The 16,273-nt window shown below is 43.2% G+C and carries 10 protein-coding genes; 3 read left to right on the forward strand and 7 right to left on the reverse strand.

Going from position 1 to position 16,273, the window contains the following annotated elements:
- Nucleotides 1–60 precede the first annotated feature (60 nt).
- From INQ51_RS17700 to INQ51_RS17720, 5 genes are all read right to left on the reverse strand, one after another.
- On the reverse strand, nucleotides 61–2,289 hold the full coding sequence (locus INQ51_RS17700; protein WP_233379283.1) for a M60 family metallopeptidase: 2,229 nt from the start codon (nucleotides 2,287–2,289) through the stop codon (nucleotides 61–63).
- 81 nt (nucleotides 2,290–2,370) lie between these two features.
- Nucleotides 2,371–3,546, reverse strand: a complete 1,176-nt coding sequence (locus INQ51_RS17705) for a DUF5126 domain-containing protein (RefSeq protein ID WP_233379284.1) — start codon at nucleotides 3,544–3,546, stop codon at nucleotides 2,371–2,373.
- Nucleotides 3,547–3,607: 61 nt separating this feature from the next.
- A complete protein-coding gene (locus tag INQ51_RS17710) occupies nucleotides 3,608–5,503 on the reverse strand; it encodes a RagB/SusD family nutrient uptake outer membrane protein (protein WP_233379285.1) in 1,896 nt (631 codons plus the stop codon).
- A gap of 13 nt (nucleotides 5,504–5,516) precedes the next feature.
- Nucleotides 5,517–8,906, reverse strand: coding sequence for a TonB-dependent receptor (locus INQ51_RS17715; RefSeq protein ID WP_233379286.1), 3,390 nt, complete (start codon nucleotides 8,904–8,906; stop codon nucleotides 5,517–5,519).
- 278 nt (nucleotides 8,907–9,184) lie between these two features.
- Complete coding sequence (locus INQ51_RS17720) at nucleotides 9,185–10,261, reverse strand: FecR family protein (RefSeq protein WP_233379287.1); 1,077 nt, start codon at nucleotides 10,259–10,261, stop codon at nucleotides 9,185–9,187.
- Nucleotides 10,262–10,540: 279 nt separating this feature from the next.
- On the opposite strand from INQ51_RS17720, the gene rlmN reads away from it, so the two are divergent.
- Nucleotides 10,541–11,560 carry a 23S rRNA (adenine(2503)-C(2))-methyltransferase RlmN gene (gene rlmN, locus INQ51_RS17725; RefSeq protein ID WP_233379288.1) on the forward strand — a complete coding sequence of 340 codons (1,020 nt, stop codon included), beginning with the start codon at nucleotides 10,541–10,543 and terminating at the stop codon, nucleotides 11,558–11,560.
- A gap of 35 nt (nucleotides 11,561–11,595) precedes the next feature.
- On the opposite strand, the gene INQ51_RS17730 is transcribed toward rlmN, so the two are convergent.
- The gene (locus INQ51_RS17730; protein ID WP_233379289.1) at nucleotides 11,596–12,447 is read right to left on the reverse strand and encodes an MBL fold metallo-hydrolase; all 852 of its coding nucleotides are present in this window, start codon (nucleotides 12,445–12,447) and stop codon (nucleotides 11,596–11,598) included.
- Between the two features lie 26 nt (nucleotides 12,448–12,473).
- Nucleotides 12,474–13,577: a DUF3810 domain-containing protein gene (locus INQ51_RS17735; RefSeq protein ID WP_317207973.1), complete on the reverse strand. Its 1,104-nt coding sequence runs from the start codon at nucleotides 13,575–13,577 to the stop codon at nucleotides 12,474–12,476.
- 243 nt (nucleotides 13,578–13,820) lie between these two features.
- Here INQ51_RS17735 and INQ51_RS17740 point away from each other — a divergent pair, with 243 nt between their 5' ends.
- Nucleotides 13,821–15,041 (forward strand): dipeptidase, encoded by a 1,221-nt coding sequence (locus INQ51_RS17740; protein WP_233379291.1) that lies wholly within the window; start codon nucleotides 13,821–13,823, stop codon nucleotides 15,039–15,041.
- Nucleotides 15,042–15,340: 299 nt separating this feature from the next.
- Nucleotides 15,341–16,264 (forward strand): type IX secretion system membrane protein PorP/SprF, encoded by a 924-nt coding sequence (locus INQ51_RS17745; RefSeq protein ID WP_317207974.1) that lies wholly within the window; start codon nucleotides 15,341–15,343, stop codon nucleotides 16,262–16,264.
- The last annotated feature ends 9 nt before the right edge of the window (nucleotides 16,265–16,273 follow it).

Genomic DNA, 16,273 nt, shown 5'->3' on the forward strand with positions numbered 1-16,273 from the left:
CGTTTGAAAAGCTGCATACCGCCTTTGCCTGAAGGGACTACCTTTCTCTGTTATTGCTGTTTATTTGTAGTTGGAGACGTTGTTATCAGTTATTGAATAAATGTTGTTATGCGCAGGTTGTGGATAGTTTTTAGCGGCAATCTCTGCTTTCAGGTTGTCAATTTGCTGCTGGGTGATGGTGAATTGTTTGGTTGCATAATCGTTCACCGTTATGTCTACGGGCGTAAGAAAACCCCAGGCTTCAAAGAAAGCGGTCAGGTCGAGATTGGCAATGCGGCAGGTGGCGCGCACAAAATCGAGCTGATAAAAGCCATCGTTTGTGGCCTGTGAATTATCCTGGTTCCGCATGTATTCATACAGATCTTTGTAAAAATCCTTTTTCCCCAATGCATCCATCAGGTACAGTTTCAGCTGCCAGAAAGGAATGAGTTTTACAAACACATCCCCGTTTTGGTTGTGGGGAATGCCTTTGTTCACCAGCTCGTTGAATCCTTTGTTGTACCTGTCGTCAGAGATCAGGCGCGAGGTATTACCCCACGATGTTTGTACATGCAAAGAGTGAATGTTGGTGGTAACCTCGGTCATTCCGATCCACTTCAGACCGGGCCGGGTTTGGTTGGAGTGCCCCACTTCGTGCGCCGGCCCCCAGGGAGATGTGGCGAGTTTATTCAGGCTGCACAGTTCGTTCATTGTTCCTGTAACATAAGCCGTACGGTAGCTGGTCGAATACATGTAACTGTCGGTATAAACCACGTGGAAATACATGCGGTTGTTAAAGGTTTTGTTGTATTTAAACAGGCCCATAAATTCCCATTCCAGACGGACCAGGTCGTCGTATTTGTTGATCAATGCCAGTCCGTCGGGGGTATTCTCCCTGAATTTTTCGGTGGGGAAAGTTAGGTGTGCATATTTTCCCAGAACATCAAAATGCTTGTAGCTTGCGTTGCTTAAAAGCCTGTTCCAATCCTCCGAATTGTGTTTCTGACTGTCGAAGTAGCCATTTATTGTGCCGGTTACAAAGTTGATTTTTACCGGGCTTTCAGTGGCGGTCCCGGTGTGGTACATCACGTAAACCAAGCCCCCGGAAGTAATGTTGATCTTGTTTAATCCGTTGGCAACCGGATAGGAGTTTCCTCCAAAGCCATTTTCCAAATCCTGGATTACAATTGATACATTTTTGTGGTCCGGGTTATTGGCAAAAAAGATGAGTTCGTCTCCGGTAGAAACAGAAATTCCGGTAGGGTTGTCGCGCAAACTATAGGTGCTGGTTTTGTTTGTTTTGGCCATTACGGCAGGATCCTGCCAGGGGCGGTATTCCTGAATTCTGAATTCTTGGTTGTATTCTCCGCGGAATATTTCCAGTGCCATGTCTTTGAAAAAATTGTTTGGAATAGCCATTACAGCCGATTCGCTTGTTCCCGGTTTTAGCTCGGAGCAACTGTTGTCGGTAAAAATCGATAAGAAATCGAAGTTATCCGGGTTTTTCCGGTAGAATTCCATTTCGGCACAGGCAACAAAACCCTGGCCATCGCCGGCACCTGATTTAACTACTAGTTGAATGGTAACAGGTTTGCTGATTGGGGTAGAAAATGTTACGCGGCTTGATGCTGAACTACCGTTGAAATTGTAATCTCCGTATTTGGTAAGGGTGGGATTGTCTTCGGTAGCTATCCACAATTCAAATTCTTTAATGTGTCCGTTTGATCCGCTTTGGCGCGGGTAGTATACAAAATAATCAATTGTTGAAACATTCGAGAAATGGTAGCTTAGGGTAATGGGGAAGTAATTTTCGCCGGCGTTATTCCAGCTAGAGTGATAGATGGTGGTGTAGTTTCCATCGAGCGATTTATCGATATTCTGTCCCGACTGGAACGAAGAAGTTTCGGCACTTGAAACCGTAACTTTTATATCATCTTTAATATCGCCCTGGTACGAATCGAGCCCCGACTGAGAAACCGAGAACGATTTTTTGAGTTCGCCGGCCTTTACCGAAACAATGGCTGCACGCTGGTCTGACTGTTGGTTGGTGTTGGTTTCTACTGTAATTACTCCGTCGGCATAAGTGGCGGTACACCAGCTAACACCTGACTCGCAGGTAAGCGGAGCTTGGTTGGTGGTAACTTTTACAGTTTGCGTAGAACCGATGCGGCTGAACGTTAGTTGTGAGGCTTCAATTTCCAGTTTTGGAATTTCAACGGTTTCTTCCAGTTTGTCTTTAGAACACGAGATATTGAATATAAAAAGTACCGCAAAAAAAGCGATGAAGGATTTTCTTTTCGTTCTACACATAGTTTTTGATTGATGTTAGTTTATTTAAAAAGAAGTTTTACGCCGGTTAAAGCGTAAAACTTCTGTATGATTTAATCAAAATTATTCCTGTCCAAAGATCCTTAAATTGGAAAGCATTGCGTAGTTGCTTTTCCCTTTTTTATCAGTGCCAAAGTAGACTTTTAGATACCTGGTTTTCGGGTTGTTTGTTAAGCGGTAGCTTTGTTCCGAATTGGTATTAATATCAAAGGAGTATACTCCTTGATCTTCCCAGTTCCAGGTGGTCGGGTCGTTTTGGTCGCTTGCTCCATCAGCAGCACAAGTAAGAAACTGTTGTCCAACCTGACCTTGTCCGTTACCCTGCCGACGGGTTAATGCAACGCGGCTTACCGTAACTTCTTTCCCTAAATCGATAATAAACCAGTGTGGATAGGTGGCCCCAAAAGAAGCCCAACTGGCATGCCAGAAAGTTCCCAGTTCATCATCCAAAAGGGCAATGACTCTTCCTTGCGGGCTACCGCCTTCGCCGCCGGCTTCCTGTGAGCTGTAACCGATAGTCTCGAAGTTGGAATTGTCGACATATCCGGGCACCGTCCATGTATCTTTGGAGATTACTGATTCCGCCAAAGGCGTAATGTCAAATGAAACAGGTTCAGAGCTGTTTTTATATTGGTCGGATACAGTTACTTCAAATGTTATCGGGTCGGCGGGAAGATTTGTAATAAAATCTTTGCCTGAGTCACTGGATGTGAATTTTACCGTTTCCCTGGCAGTTGGATTTTCAGGATCAGGATAAGAGACCGAAATAACCAGTGTTTTCCCGGTTTCATTCACCCACGAAATAATACCGCCACCAAAATCCGGAACAACTGATATGGTCGAGATTACCTCGTTGTAGGCAGGAGGAAGAGGCGCTTTCGAAATCGTAACCGGCTCTGATTTTCCGCCTTGTATGTTGCAGGATGCCAACTTGAACTGGTATTCGTTGGTGTCTGCAAATCCGTCAATGGTGGCAGTTACATAACCGGAAACAGAGTCCAGATTAAATTTGGATATGTTTTTGCTAAAGTCCTGCCCCTCTATTGAGTAGGAAATGTTTACGTAATCGATCCCTTCGCCTGAAGGTAATCCCCACTTTAAGACTACTGCACCATAATCGGCTTCTGCTGACAAGTCAACTACTTGTCCCGGAATACGTACATTTTCATCATCGTCGCTACACGAAGCAGCAAACAGGAAAATGGAAAGCAGGTAAAATATATTGATTATTTTCTTCATCTATTTAAAGTTTAAAGTCGTGTTATTGAAATGTTCATTAACTATCTTTTTTTAGCCCCAATTAGTAACCCGGATTTTGGACCAGGAACTGGTTTTTCTCAATATCCCCGATCGGAATGGGCATCAGGTAATGTTGAGGAGTCCGGAATACCCGGGTAAAATTCACATCCACAACATTGAAGAATCCGGCATCGGTTGATTGAGAGTAATCCATCCCCTGAGCTTTCACGTTAAAGTACTTTGTGCCAAGCAACCATCTTCTCACATCCCAGAAGCGTTGGTTTTCCAAATACAATTCAATGGTTCTTTCCTGGCGAACGATTTGGCGCATTTTGGCTTGGTCGAGTGTGGCGCCGGTGGCAGCCCATGCTTCGTCAATGGTTGGAATGCCTGCTCTGGTCCGGATTCGGTCAATGTATTCCTTTGCTTTCTCGAGGTTGCTTGCACCCCCCACTTCAATGAGTGCTTCGGCATAATCCAGGTACAACTCACCAAGACGAATAATTGGCCAGGAATAATTGATGATACTACCACCTGTTGCTCTTGAAAACGAAGGATGAACTCCTTTTTTGTTCAGGTAACCGGAAGGAGCATAGTTGTTGGTCCGGGTTTTAACCCCACAGTTATCGTCTTTGCGGAAGCTTACCAGCATTCTGTTTCTGTTATCTGCGGTTACTCCCGGATCGTTGGTGTAAGCATACAGTTCGTAATAACTGTTGTGATAAGCTATCCAGGCATAAAACCGGGGTTCTCTTTCCATGTTCAGATTCAGGGTATTTCCCGAGCCATGTGTTAAGTCGGTTTGGTTGCTGTATTCAAAAGCATTTTCAAGGTCATAGCTGGGATCTTCATCAATCGGCAACCCATTTTTTGTGTAAAATGATTTAATCATGGTAAGTGTAGGTGCCACTCCGTTCCACGATCCACCATTTGTCTGATTAAATGGAGTACTTTTTCTTTGCAATGAATAATAATTTTCGGGGCGCGTGTCAGCCCAGATAATTTCGGGGGTATGGCGGTCGGTGATGGTCATCCGGAGCGTTTTTTCAACACTGTTCGATGGTTCAGCCAAAGTGGCTGCTGCATCACCTTCCTGGAACAAACGAATACCATTATCTTCTGCTGCATCTATTGCTGTTTTGGCTGCATCGGCTGCTTTTTGCCATTTTGAAGCGTCATAAGTCGTATTCATCAGAGGAGTTCCATCAGCATTTTTCACCTGTGCTAAAGCACCTGAGATATCATCGGCATCAGGGTCGGAGTAGTAAACCGATCCTCCATTGAATTGGGGCGAAGCGGCATACAGGAACATTCTTGCTTTAATGGCAAGAGCTGCCGGTTTGGTAGCCCGTCCGAAGCTTGTTTCTTCCTGTTCGTTAGGTAAGCCTAAAGCAATGGCCTCGTCAAATTTGTCGGCTACCCACTGAACACATTCATCATACGGAGAACGGGCCGGGTAATTTTCAGCAGGAGTATTTACTGCAAACGATTCTTTAATCAGGATAGTCGGGCCATAATTTTTAACCAGAATATAGTGATAATAGGCAATTAGGAAAGTGGCTTCGGCTTTGTATTCCTGCTTGTCTTTCTCGTCCATCAGGGGGACGGCATCAATATTCTCCAGTAGCAAATAACATTGCCGGATACCCTGAAAGAGTGTATTCCAGTATGAGATAACCGGGTTGCTGGCTGTGTAGTTTCCTTTTGGAAAGTTGGCAAAAGTTTCGTGCTCGAAAGCCGTTACTACTTCATCGGCCGTAAACATATCAATAGAAGCAGTCTGATGCCTTGGATTAGGTAGATACGAATAGCAGGAATAAAGATATCTCCTGGCTGCTTCTGAATCTTTGAAAGCATCCTTGTCGTTGGCCGTTTCGGTTGGTACAATGTCAAGATAATCACAGCTGAATAGTGACAGTACCAAGATTATTGAAGAAATAATGTATTTAAATTTCATCCTGTTCAAAATTTTATAATGTGAATTGTACGCCCAAATTAACTACTCGCATTGTCGGATATTTTAAGCCGGATCCTCCTCCCATTTCCGGGTCCCATTCCTTGAACTTTGAGAAGGTCAGTAAATTGGTTCCGCTCAGGTAGAATCGCATGAATTTGTGTGAATATCCAAATTCCAGGTTTTTGAGTTTCAGGAACGAAGCATCGCGCAACCAATAGGTAGAGGCTGCGGTGTTGTTGGCATTGTCAGCAATGCTCAGACGCGGATATTTGGCGTATATATCCTGGTTGCTTTCGCTCCAGTAATCATCAGCCACAAATTGCAGTACGTTGCGGGTGTAGCTGGTTCCGAAAGGGTGAAATCCGCTCATGACCAGTGATGTGCGGGCTACTCCCTGGAAGAATAGTGAGAAGTCCCATTTTTTGTACTGCAAGGATGTTCCCAAACCGTAAACAAGCTCCGGAACAGTTGGGTGTCCCATGTACTGACGGTCGTTCTGATCAATCTGCCCATCTGTTTCTCCGTTTATGTTCGGTATATCTGTGTACTTAATATCACCGCCACTAATAAATCCCCCGATTAGCTGGTCCGGACTGTTGACAACTTCTGCATCGTCAATAAATAGCCTTTCAGCAGTGTACAGCAATGGCTGATTGATGCTATGTCCAACTCTGGAATTCCCAGGGTATAGGAGGTAGGCCGGCTCGTCGTACGAAAGAATTTTGTTTTTGGCAAATGAGAAAGTTCCTTTTACTGAAACAAACAGGTTGGGGTTTACTTGTTTATTGTAGTTTACCGCTCCGTCAAAACCTTTGTTTTCAACCTCTCCCAGGTTTCCGTAAATGGCCGTGCCGGATGCACCAAAGAAATTAGGAATGGATTGACGTTCCATGAATATGTTTTCCCTTCTTTCTTTAAACACGTCAAAAACGATTTCAAAAGAATCAAACAGCTGGAGATCTATACCAATGTTTGTTTTAGTGCCAATTTCCCAAGAAAGATCGCTGTTTTGGTAACGTTTATAGACTGGTCCTTTTTGTTCGTAATTTTGATCTACACCTGTAGTGTATTTGGCATCGTCTGATTGTAATTCAATATCTGCCAGGTAGAGGAAGCGGGCATCATCGGTTTGGTCGTTACCAACCTGTCCCCACGATCCTCTGATTTTCATATGAGAGATAACGGGTTTGATGGACTCCCAGAAAGCTTCTTCACTAATGTTATAACCTAAAGCAACAGAAGGAAAGAATCCGTAACGGTGTCCTTTGGCAAAGTTTTCACTTCCGTTGTATCCAAAATTGAATTCGGCCATGTACCGGTTGGCATACCCGTAGGTTACGCGGCCGGCAATACCTTGCTTTCTTTTTGGAAGTGATTCTTTTAGTGTTCCGGGCGTATTGATGTTAAATTCGTTTTGGTTGTACAAAATCATGGCCCCTAAGCTGTGCGCATCATCAATAACCTTCGAGTAGTTTAACTGTCCCTGAATGTACATGGTGCGATCACCTCTGCCAAAGCTGTTGTCGCCATCAATATCAAGAACGGTGGATACCGGAGAACCGGTTGTTCTTACAAGGTCGTACTCCGAAATATCGCCTTCACCGTTGTAATAAATATTACCCAGGTAATATTGGTTGTAATTCGAACTTCTTGATATGTGAGTTCTCGACCAGTTTTTGAAAGAAATCAAGCCGCTGAAATTCAGTCCATTTGTAATAAAGTCCAGTTTCTGATCCAATTGCAGGGCTGCAATTACAGTACTTTGGAAATCCGAGTTGTATCCTCTTACCATTTCGGCCAGTGGGTTTATTCTTCGGTCGTTTGAAGAGGCTTTTCCTCCCCACATTAGGTGGTCGGTGGTGGAGCTCAAGTTACGGGGATCGTCGGTCGAGAACAAGATCGGAAAATCAACCGGGTTCGAATAAATTACGTTGTTAAACAAATCACTGGCACTCCGGTAAGGTGAATTCTCATCTCTTAACTGAACATTTAAACGTAAGCCAACGGTGGTTGTTTTGGTTGGATAATACCTCAGGTTGTTCTGGAAATTGTATCTCCACAACGAAATGTTATTGCTGTATGAGAAGAAGTCTTTGCTTCTTGATTTTAACATTCCTGATTCGTGTGATCCGGAAAGAGACGAGAAATAGTCTACTTTAGAGCTACCTCCTGTTATGTTTATAATTGCTTTTTGAGTTGTCTGGTAATCGTTGAACAGCTCGTCGTACCAGTTTACATCCGGGTAAAGCGAGGGGTTGTTTCCTGCAATGGTTCCGTTAATTTTTTCCTGCGAGTAAGGAATGAATGATGTACTCGAAGGATTTTTTTGGGCTTCGTTGTACATGTTCATATAGGTAACTCCGTCGGCAAGATTTACTTTGTAAGTTGGTGCAGCAATGGAGTTTTCGATACGAACGTTGATTTTGGGCTTGTCAAGATCTCTCCCGTTTTTTGTGGTAATAATCATAACTCCGTTTGCCCCCAATGTTCCGTACAACGCGGTTGCCGTTGCATCTTTCAGTACCGAAAAGCTTTCTATGATTTCAGGGTCGATGTTGTTCAGGTCTCCTGAACTAATCTGCACTCCATCAAGAATGATTAACGGAGTAGTGGTGCCTCCAAAGGTCGAAATACCCCTGATCCAGAAATTGGCGCCGTCAGCACCTGGTTGCCCGCTTCGTTGCACTGCAATAAGGCCTGCAACACGACCGGCAAAACTGGTAGATAACTGAGTGGATGGAACCTTTAGTTCAGTTGCTTTAATAGATTGAACGGATCCTATTACAGAAGCTTTTTTCTGGTTCCCGTAACCAACTACGACTACATCTCCAAGTTGAGTTTGGTCTTCTTCCAGCACAATTGAAAGCTGTGTTTGTTCGCTTACCAGGATTTCCTGTTTTTTAAATCCGATAAAGGAAATAACAAGGGTTTGACCCGGTACTGCATTGAGCGTAAAATTACCGTCGATGTCTGAAATCGTACCATTGGTGGTACCTTTAATAATAATGTTCACACCAACCAGCAATTCACCGCTTGTATCGGTAATTTTCCCGGTAATTTTTTGAGTTTGTTTGGAGGGCTCTTCGTCCCCCGGTATCGGTTGTTTTTTGGAGATATAGATTTGCCTACCCGAAATCACATAGGTATTGTTGGTATCTGTAAACAGTGAGTTCAGAATAGCATCCACTTTTTCTCCCGAAAAATTCGCGGTAACCCTGCGTTCAAGATCCAGTGCTTCATCTTGGTAGATAAATACAAACTCAGTTTTCTTGCTGATTTCATTCAGCACTTCTTTTACGGTTTTTCCGACTGCATTGATAGATATGGACGTAGTTTGTGAGTAACTGTTTTCTCCATAGCTAAATTGCAGTCCTAATATGAGGCAGATTGCTAACAATTTCATCCTTCGGATATTATTCTTTAATAATGACCGCTTGTTTAAAACTTTTGCGTCTATTTTATTCATAAATTTGTAATGATATTAGATTTTAAATTTTACATTTTGAATCTCTTCAAGCCGGACAATATTCCCAGTATCGTTCGGCTTTTTAGTTCTACTTGCTGGCGTTTATATTCTCATAGGCAATTCGTGTTTTTTCATTTATACTTTGATTTATTTTGTTAGGAATTAATAGCTGTTTTTGCTGATCTTTTTAGCAGGATTGATATGCTGTCGTTGATTTAATTAGGTGAAATTTCATAAACTCCTTTTTCGTTTACCGAATAGTGGTATGGTAAAATATTTTGCAGCCCGGTTAATATATCTTCCAGTTGGTCCTTCAATTCCAGTTCTCCTGATATTTTTGGGTTGAATTTTTCATCCGTTTTTATGGAAACTCCGAAGTAGATTTCCAGGCGTTTCAAAACTTCAGTAAAGGGTTGAGAGTTCAATACAAGTAAGCCTTTGGTCCAGCTGGTGTATTCGTGGGCATCAACCTCAATTATTTCTCCCATTGCCCCGGTTACGTCTATCTGAACGAGTTGGTTGGGAGCCATAACTTTTTGTTGTTTATTTTCTCCTTGAAGCTCAATTTTCCCTTCTGCCAGTACTACCGTGGCATAGTTTAGTTCAGAATAGGTGCAAACGTTGAACGAAGTACCTAGTACCCGGATGTCAAACTTTGCGGGAGTTTCAACAATAAATGGCTTTTGAGCATTTTTGGCCACTTCGAGGTAAGCTTCTCCCTCCACGTAAATTTTACGCTGTTTTTCATCAAACTGCTGTGGAAATATAACACGACTTCCGGCATTGATCCATATTTTTGTGGAGTCGGATAAAGTCAGCATCGTGCGTTTTCCGCCCGGTACAATAATCTGGTTGTAGCTGATCGGTTCTTTTTTTCTTGTTGGTTTTTTGGTTGCTATTGCCTGGTTGTTAATGGTAATCTCTCCGCTTCCTGAGTAATTTACTACGGCAGTGTCTTTGTCTATATGGATCTCATTGCTGTCCGAAACCATAATAATAATGTCAGACGATTGTTTTGGAACAGACATCTGCGCAACAACCGTGTTTAGTTTATCTTCGTTTTGAACGGTATGGGCAATTTCAAACCAGAGAAAAGCCCCGCTCAATGCAGCAGCCGTTGCCACAGCTGTATAAATACGGTATTTTTTTCGTCTGTTATTGTAGGTGGCGGTTTGCACAACTGTGTTCCAAAGTCGTTTCTTCTCCTCCGCAGAAGTTACAATTTCATTCTTTTTAAAAAAATGGATTAAGTTTTTAAATGATGAGAATATATTGTTGTTGTGCTTCTTCATTTTAGTTTATTTTGTTTAATAAGACGATCTGATTTGAAAAACCTACTCATGAAAAATCGGCAATTGTAATAAAATTTTATTGTTTTTTTAATGATGGGTTGTAATTAGCCTAGGATCAGGGAGTTTGTAGTGGAAGAATTTTTTCTTTTTTTGAAGGAGGAATCACGCTTTTAATATCAAAATGGCTATTAAGACACAGTAGGAGAGAGGCGGCTCAGATTGTTTTCTCCTTTTACTTCACTTAAAAAGAAAGCGTATCTTTGCGGCAAATAGAAAGGTATGAAAGAGCGCTTGTTTGGTAAAACATTGACGGAGTTACAGGAGATTGTGTTGGAGCTGGGACTGCCTAAGTTTACGGCAAAACAGATCACCGACTGGTTGTACAAAAAACAGGTATCGACGATCGACGAAATGACGAATCTTTCCAAAAAGGCTCGGGAGCTTTTAAACGAACGTTTTGAATACGGACTGACTGCATACACAAAAGTACAGGCCAGTGTTGATGGTACCAGGAAGTACCTGTTTCCTACCATTCAAAATAAATTTATTGAAACGGCGATGATTCCGGAGCGCGACCGGAAGACCGTTTGCGTGAGTTCGCAGGTGGGCTGTAAAATGGGGTGTTTGTTTTGTTTTACTGCCAAACAAGGTTTCCAGGGGCAATTATCGGCGGGTGAAATCGTAAACCAGATTCGCAGCATTGATGAGGTAGACGAGGTGAGTAACATTGTTTACATGGGAATGGGGGAGCCTTTCGATAACCTGGAGGAGGTATTGAAAAGTCTCGAGATCCTGACTTCGGAATGGGGATATGCCATGAGTCCGCGAAGGATCACGGTTTCTACCATCGGGATTATCCCGGGAATGCTTACTTTTCTGGAGAGGAGCGAGGCACATTTGGCCGTGAGTCTTCATACTCCGTTTCATGAAGAGCGCCAAAAGCTGATGCCGGTGCAGGTAGCCTATCCGGTTGATGCAGTGGTGGAAGAGATCAAAAGCTGGGATTTTGGCCGCCAACGACGTGTTTCATTTGAATATATCTTATTTGAAGGCTTGAATGACAGCATGGAGCACGTGAGGGAATTGGCGCGTTTGCTAAGCGGTTTGAAATGTCGGATCAACCTTATTCGTTTTCACCCGGTACCCGGAACACCGCTTAAGAGTCCGGGCGAAGCAACCATTCAGCGCTTTAAAGATGCATTGAATAACAAGGGGATTTTAACTACGGTACGAGCCTCGCGCGGGCAAGATATTTATGCGGCCTGTGGATTGCTTTCAACCAAAGAGTTGGTGAAATAAGTTTCTGTAAACGAGCTTTCCCAAAGGACGATCAATCATTGCCAATCTATACTGACTAGATCTTTCAACGCGAATTTCTCCTTTAAAATGACTCCTTTCTCCGATTTGGAAAGTGTGGCACATTCTGTATAATAATCGTGTTCAAAAAACAGGATGTAATCTTTTTCGGCGGCTTCATCCAGAAAATTTTGCTTTTCACTCATCACTTTTACCGGATCCAGGTCGTAGGCCGAAATCCATAACAGCGGAATGTTGGCAGCTGTGGGGATTAAATCCGACATGTACGCGAAAGTTTTGCCACCGGTATTTATGAGCGGAATCATTTGTCCGGGAGTGTGCCCGTCAACAAAACGAACTTCAAATCCCGGGAATAATTCTCCTTCTTTTTCAACCATCTTAAGCTGTCCTGAATTGTACAGGAACTCCAGTATGTCGTAATGAAAGGCGGCCCGCTCGCGGGGATTGGATGTTTTTGTGTGCTTCCACTGCGCAAGGCTGCACCAATGTGTGGCATTCGGGAAGCTAAGTTGGAAGCCGCTTTCGGTGTTTTTTACTGCGCCGGTACAGTGGTCCCAGTGAAGGTGGGTGAAAAATACATCGGTAATGGATGTGTTTGAAATGCCGGCTTTTTTAAAAGATTCTTCAAGTTCATTCACCGAGCTTACTCCGTTGTTCTGCAAATGTTTGGCAGGGTAATGATTGCCGATTCCGGTTTCAATTAATATCTTTCGGTTTTCGGTTTCAACCAGCAGGCAGCGAAGTGCCAGTTTTGTGAAATTATTTTCGTCCGATGCATAAACCTTGCTCCACAAAACTTTGGGGATGACGCCAAAAAGGGCGCCGCCGTCGCAATGAAAATTTCCGGCAGATATGGGTGTGAGTTTCATGTTAAAAAATTTCTGTAAAAATAGGATTATTCAGGTAGCTTGAAAGAATGGCTTTTTTGAAAGGCGCTGTCCAGTGAAAAATCCAAAACAAGCTTTACTACTCCGCTGTAATCTTGAATGCCGGCTTCCACTTTGTTGGTTTTCAAGTAGGCGTTGTTAACGGTGGAAGCTGCCTGGTCGAGTTTTTCGTTCCGAAGCTCCATCCAATGCTGCCGGATCCGGTTGAAATCATCTTTCACTTGCGGACTGATTTTAGCCGACAATTCTGGATATTCTTTTAGTTGGTAAGCTTGTCTTAAAAAGTGTCTTAAAATATAGAGGTCGGCAGCGTAGTTCAGTTGTTTCGAATCGCTTTGCGAACAAACGAGCCAGGCGTAAAAGTTGGCTTCTGCTTCGCTGGTGACTCCGAGTTGATGGGCTTTTTCGTGTGCCAGGATGACCGGGTATTCAATTGGCAGCACTTTTTTGTTTACATGAACCTCGTTAAAGAAGGGGCCAAAATATCCCGAAATGCCCGACTGCGCAAAAAAGTGACTAAAGGTGATCGATTTGTCTTTTCTTTTACCCATTGGGTATTCGAACTGTAATGCCCGGGCAAGTTGTTGATAGGAAAACTCAACCAGAGAATCTGCTTTCCCGGCCGAAAGGTCTTCCAAAGTACAGTGGTTCCGGTTTGTCTGGTCGATCAGCTTGGTGGTGAGTTCAAGAAATGTTTGTTTGCCTGGTTGTTGGGGTGTTATGTTGAGTCGGGCGTTTAGATCTTCGCGGTAATAATTAAATCCCCAGAGCAGGTAAAATGCGATGTAGCCAGTAGCAAGAATATTTAGGATGAGCTTGCCTGCTAGGCGAAACGATATTTTCCGCAAGGTTAAAAGTACGATCATTGCCGGAATGTAAAGTAATAAGGCGATGTAGAAAAGATCGTCGACTGATAACGGAATTACTGAGCTGATGGTGGATGCAACTCGGGCCACAAAAGGATAAATGCCTTTTGAATACCAGCTTTCTGTCAGGTTGGGATTTCTTGCCGCAACCTCGGTGAGGCCAAAGCAAGCGATCGCTGTTATTGGCAGAATCCATCCTTTACTTATTTGTGCTCTTCTTTTCAGTTCCGGTGTTATTAAAGTCAGGAAATATAAAAAGAAATTTGGGACTGTAAATTAAGTTTTGATTTTTCAGACCGGAGATTTGCTTCAGAGTACGCTCTTTGTGTTGAGTACAGGAGAATAGATCATGTTTTGGAATAGTGTTAGGAAAAGATTTTCAGGCATGTGATTGTGTGTGTTCTTTCGTGAGAATGAAAACTTCCTGTTTGTTTTACGGTGATTTTTGAAACAAATGGGTATCATTGTAGACGGTTCAATAAAATAAAAATGAAGAAGTCTGTTTTTTTGGTATTGGTGATGGGGGGATTGCTGATACACACCTTTACGAGAGCGGAGTCGTATGGTAAGAAGGTGATGAAAATTCACAACAAGGCGATTACGGTGGATACACATTGTGATACTCCGATGGCTTTGTTGCAGGAAGATTTTGATGTGGCGGTTCGTAACAAGGCACCTCAAAGTCGGGTGGATTTTCCCCGAATGAAAGAAGGTGGCTTGGATGCCATGTTTTTTGCCGCCTTTACCGGCCAGCGCGAACGAACTCCCGAAAATACCCAGGTAGCTTATGAAAAGGCAAATCGTATGATTGAGAAGACCTACGAAGTATGCAGGATAAACAGCGATCTGGCAGAAGTGGCAACGGAGCCCGGTGATGTGCTGCGAATATCGGCCGAAGGGAAAAGAGCGATTTACATTGGGATGGAAAACGGATTCCCGATTGGTACCGATCTTAACAGGGTGGAAGAGTTTTATAAGAAGGGAGTTCGGTACATTACACTTTGTCACTCGTACAACAATGATATTTGCGATTCTTCAACCGATAAAAAAGGAGCCGAGCACAACGGACTGAGCCGGTTTGGAAAAGAGGTGGTGAAAGAAATGAACCGTTTGGGGATGATGATCGACGTTTCGCATATTTCCGACAAGGCCTTTTTCGATGTAATTGAACTAAGTTCAGTTCCGGTAATTGCTTCGCACTCCAGCGTGAGGGCGATTGCGCACCATCCAAGAAACATGACCGACGATATGATCAAAGCTCTTGCTGCCAATGGCGGGGTGATTCAGATTTGCATGCTCGATGACTATGTGAAAGACCCGGATACAACCACGGTACGTTATCAGAAAGAACAGGAATTAAGAAATAAATTCTCTTCCAAAGAATGGGAGACGATGAGTGAGGAAGAGAAAGCAAAAATTCGTGCGGAGTGGCGGGGACTCGATAGTAAATATCCCAAGGAATTGCCAACCGTTTCCGATTTTGTGGACCATATCGACTATGTTAAAAACCTGGTTGGGATCGACTTTGTAGGCATTGGTTCCGATTTCGACGGTGGTGGTGGTATTCGGGATTGTGTGGATGTAAGCGAATTTCCACGGATCACCGAAGAAATGCTGGCGCGTGGTTATACCAGCGATGAAATTTCTAAAGTGTGGGGAGGTAACTTCTTCAGAGTTTTTAAAGCCGTAAAAAATAGTACAGCTCAATAACTTATCTTCTTTTTTAGGCTATTCTCTTATTTTATTTGGCAGGTCTGAAGCATAGGTGATTACACCTATTTTGGGCTCAGGGAAACTACGTAGTAACGCCGTATTTTTTGAATATTGTGTGCAGGGAGAGTTATTAACAATTCCCATATTGGGAAAAGTTAACAGTGAAAGCCGTGTGGATATAGATTTCAAGGGACTTCTGTGAATATCTTTTTCGCTTGAGAACGGTTGTATTTGTTGATAATTATTCGTAGTTTGCCTTAGTTGTAACCAGATATATTGGTATCGTCATAAAAAGAATTGTTGTATTAGGAGTTTTTGTCTTGCTAATTTCCCTTCATTGTGGTGCGCAACAAGAACCTATTTTAACCTCGTATATGTATAATGGCCAGGTCATTAACCCGGCTTATGCAGGTATATGGGAGAAGATCGGGTTTACCACCTTAGTAAGAAAACAGTGGGCAGGTATTAACCGGTCGCCCCTTACTGAATCCTTTTCTTTTCATTCGCCCCTGAAAAATGAAGCCGTAGGGGTTGGGCTAAATGTTATGAACGACAGGTTCGGCCTTGAAAACAGGCTGAGTGTGCTCGCCGATTATGCCTATGAAGTGTACCTGTCGCGCCGTACCCGATTAAGGATGGGCGTCAAATTTGGCTTTGTTAACTATAAAAATCCACTCACCGAGTACGAGTTATATCCCGACAATCAGTATGATCATGCTTTTGCCGAGGATGTTGATCTGAAGTTTTTACCCAACTTCGGGATCGGCTTTTTCCTGTACCAGGAGCATTTTTACGCGGGATTCTCGGTTCCCAAGCTTATCGAAAATGACTTAAAAGAGAACTTCCATAATTATTCGACCAGCGCTGAGGTTCGCACCATATACCTGAATGGGGGCTACGTTTTGCCTTTCGACCCCTTTAATTATGTGGTTTTCAAACCAACCATGCTGGTTCGTGCAACCTGGGGTACGCCGCTTCAGGCTGATGTTGCCGCCAATTTTATGATTCGCGAAAAACTTTGGCTCGGAGTGATGTGGCGTAGCAACGCAGCGCTGTGTTTTACGGGAAACTGGATGTTCAGCAACAATATTCGTGTTGGCTTTGCCATGGACGTTACCTATACAGATATTTATCCTTATCAGAACGGAACCTTCGAATTTACCATTGGTTACGACATCGACTTTTTTGGACGCACTTACTTACGATCGAGGTACTTCTGACAAGGATTT

Origin of the sequence: Maribellus sp. CM-23, from assembly GCF_021354595.1 — a bacterium.
Taxonomy (GTDB): Bacteria; Bacteroidota; Bacteroidia; order Bacteroidales; family Prolixibacteraceae; genus Draconibacterium.

Bases quoted from the DNA above. Each gene is read 5' to 3' on its own strand.
- INQ51_RS17700 (WP_233379283.1), bottom strand. From the start codon at position 2,289: ATGTGTAGAACGAAAAGAAAATCCTTCATCGCTTTTTTTGCGGTACTT.
- INQ51_RS17705 (WP_233379284.1), bottom strand. From the start codon at position 3,546: ATGAAGAAAATAATCAATATATTTTACCTGCTTTCCATTTTCCTGTTT.
- INQ51_RS17710 (WP_233379285.1), bottom strand. From the start codon at position 5,503: ATGAAATTTAAATACATTATTTCTTCAATAATCTTGGTACTGTCACTA.
- INQ51_RS17715 (WP_233379286.1), bottom strand. From the start codon at position 8,906: ATGAAATTGTTAGCAATCTGCCTCATATTAGGACTGCAATTTAGCTAT.
- INQ51_RS17720 (WP_233379287.1), bottom strand. From the start codon at position 10,261: ATGAAGAAGCACAACAACAATATATTCTCATCATTTAAAAACTTAATC.
- rlmN (WP_233379288.1), top strand. From the start codon at position 10,541: ATGAAAGAGCGCTTGTTTGGTAAAACATTGACGGAGTTACAGGAGATT.
- INQ51_RS17730 (WP_233379289.1), bottom strand. From the start codon at position 12,447: ATGAAACTCACACCCATATCTGCCGGAAATTTTCATTGCGACGGCGGC.
- INQ51_RS17740 (WP_233379291.1), top strand. From the start codon at position 13,821: ATGAAGAAGTCTGTTTTTTTGGTATTGGTGATGGGGGGATTGCTGATA.